This window comes from Desulfococcus sp. (genome assembly GCF_050178255.1).
Lineage (GTDB): Bacteria > Desulfobacterota > Desulfobacteria > Desulfobacterales > Desulfococcaceae > Desulfococcus > Desulfococcus multivorans.
On sequence record NZ_JBFXGG010000165.1, the window covers coordinates 2,328 to 4,903 of the forward strand.

Annotated in this window: 2 protein-coding genes; both read left to right on the forward strand. The window is 55.2% G+C overall.

All coding sequences use genetic code 11. The annotated features are described in order from the left end of the window. A partial coding sequence (locus tag AB7S84_RS16470) for an ABC1 kinase family protein (protein WP_428155819.1) occupies window positions 1–1,696 on the forward strand: 1,696 nt, incomplete at its 5' end. Window positions 1,697–1,896: 200 nt separating this feature from the next. Beyond that, on the forward strand, window positions 1,897–2,241 hold the full coding sequence (locus AB7S84_RS16475) for an ArsR/SmtB family transcription factor (protein ID WP_020876458.1): 345 nt from the start codon (window positions 1,897–1,899) through the stop codon (window positions 2,239–2,241). The last annotated feature ends 335 nt before the right edge of the window (window positions 2,242–2,576 follow it).

Genomic DNA, 2,576 nt, shown 5'->3' on the forward strand with positions numbered 1-2,576 from the left:
TACCGGCTTTCAGCCGTTCAGGGGAATCCGTCGTTTTGCGGCTATCAGCCGGGTCCTGGCCAGGCACGGCTATGGAAATGTGGCGGATCGCGTATTCAGACGGACGGCGGCGGACGAGCGTAACCATCCAGAAAAAAAAGGAATGCCTCGACCAGCGTTCCATTCACCCGTCCGCATCCGCCGGATAATGGAGGAACTCGGTCCGAGTTTCATCAAGCTGGGACAATTGATGAGTGTGCGGGCGGACGTCTTTCCGCCGGAATACACGGACGAGTTCAAGAAGCTTCAGGACAGCGTCCCGCCGGTGCCGTTCACGGCCATCCGGGACGTGGTGGAAGGCGAACTGGGCGCCCCCCTTGAACGGATTTTTTCGGAGTTTCACCCTGAAGCCATGGCCGCGGCCTCCGTCGCTCAGGTTCATGAGGCGCGCCTCATGAACGGCGACCGGGTGGCCGTCAAAGTGATCCGCCCGGGTATCGAGGGAACGATCCGGGAAGACATCCGTGTAATGTACTATTTTGCGGAAAAGCTGGAAAAGCTGTTCGAGTTCCTCCGAATCATCGGCGCTGTGAACCTGGTCCGGGAGTTCGAACGGACGGTCTTCCGGGAACTCGACATGTACATAGAGGCCGGCAACATCGAGAAATTTTCGGCCAATTTTTCGGACAGCGACGAGATCTACACGGCACGGGTCTACTGGGCGCACACCGCCCGTTCCGTTTTGGTCATGGAATATATCGACGGTATCAAGATGGACCAGGTGGACCTGATCCGCCAAGCGGGCATCGATCCAAAGGAAGTCGCCATGATCGGTCTCAGGTCCTTTTCCCGTCAACTGATGGATTTCGGATTTTTCCACGCCGATCCCCACCCCGGCAACACCATCGTGATGTACGACGGTCGCGTCAGTCTGGTCGATTTCGGGATCATCGGCTACCTGGACGAAGAGACCATGATGCAGGTGGCCAACATATTTCTCGGGTATGCCGAACATGACTACGACATGATCATGGACGCCTTCAGGGAGGCCGGCCTCGTTGACGACGACGTTATCGACTTCAAGCGGTTCCGAACGGATCTCAAGGACATGAGCGAACCCTTCTACGGTCGCTCTCTTCAGACCATCTCCGTGAAGGATGTCTACGAACAGGTCATGCGGCTGGCCTACAAGTACCGCATCCGGCTTCCCCGGAACCTTCTTCTTCTGCTCAAAACCTTCGTTCAGACGGAGGCTCTGGGAAAGATTCTTGGAAGTGACGCCAGTATACTGGAGGTCACGCGGCCCTATGCCCGGAACCTGCTGCAACGGGGTTACGACGCCCGGAAGCTTTTGAAGAATATGGGCCGGGATACGCGATCCATGGGTGCCTATCTGAAGATGATGCCCCGGTTCGCCCACGCCATCTTCAAGCGGACCGCCGAAGGAAAACACCGCATCGAGATTCGTCACAGCGGCTTCGACCCTGCAATCGGACGATTCGAACGGGGTCTCAACCGGGCCGTGGTGGGCATGATCATCGCCGCCTCGACCATCGCAGGCTCCCTGGTGCTCAATTCACCGAACGGGATTATGAACATCACCCTGGGCGGATTCACTGTTTCTCTCACCATCCTCCTTGGCATGACCGGTTACTCCATCGCCACGCTTCTGGGCCTCTGGCTCATCATCTCCATCTTCCGGTCGGGAAAGATGTAAGGCGCCTCTCGGCATGCCGCACCGGCCGCGTTCCATTCTCGTTAACGACATCACGCGTTTTCGAAGGAAAACAGCCGCCCCTCTGAAAAGTGTTATCCGGCCGGCCTCACCCATATCGAGCAGCGTCATTTCATACACGTTTCGGTTGACAGTTGACTGCGAGCATAATATATTCCAAAATAACGATATATGGGGTGATCATGAAAGAATTTATCAAAGTCATGAAGGCGCTTTCGGATCCCAATCGGGTGAAGATGATCAAATTACTGCAACGCCGGATTTTGTGTGTCTGCGAAATCCAGGCCGCGCTAGGTATTGCCCAGTCTTCGGTCAGCAAGCATCTCAAAATACTGGAAGAGGCGGGACTGATCTTTTTTTCGAAGGACGGCTTGTGGGTCAATTATCAATTGGCCGACGGCTCGAAAAGCCCCTATGCATCGAGTCTTCTCGGCAACCTTCGCCATTGGCTGGAGGCGGATCCGGAAGTGGTTTGTCTGATGGAACGGCTTCCGGATATCCGTCGTGAAATCATATGCGGCGACTGACGTCTTACGGTCAATATATCGCTATATGACGTAATATAGATTGAAATCGGGTCGTAACCTGTTTTTTCACGGACGATACAGCCGGGTTTTTCCGGCGTCTTGGGGGCCGAAGCCTCGAGCCGATCTGAAAAACTCATGCGAATCGGGTTGACAGCCGCTATGCGGGATCGTAAAAAAAGTAACGTACGTTACGTTCTGCTATTTTTCAATGAGGAGCCCCGATGGCGGTGACGATGGAGGATTCACCGAAAAGGAGTGCCGACCGTAAATATGTCGGCAGAATTTTAGCGGTTCGCGGGAGTGTCGTCGATATCGCCTCCGCGGAGTCCGTACCG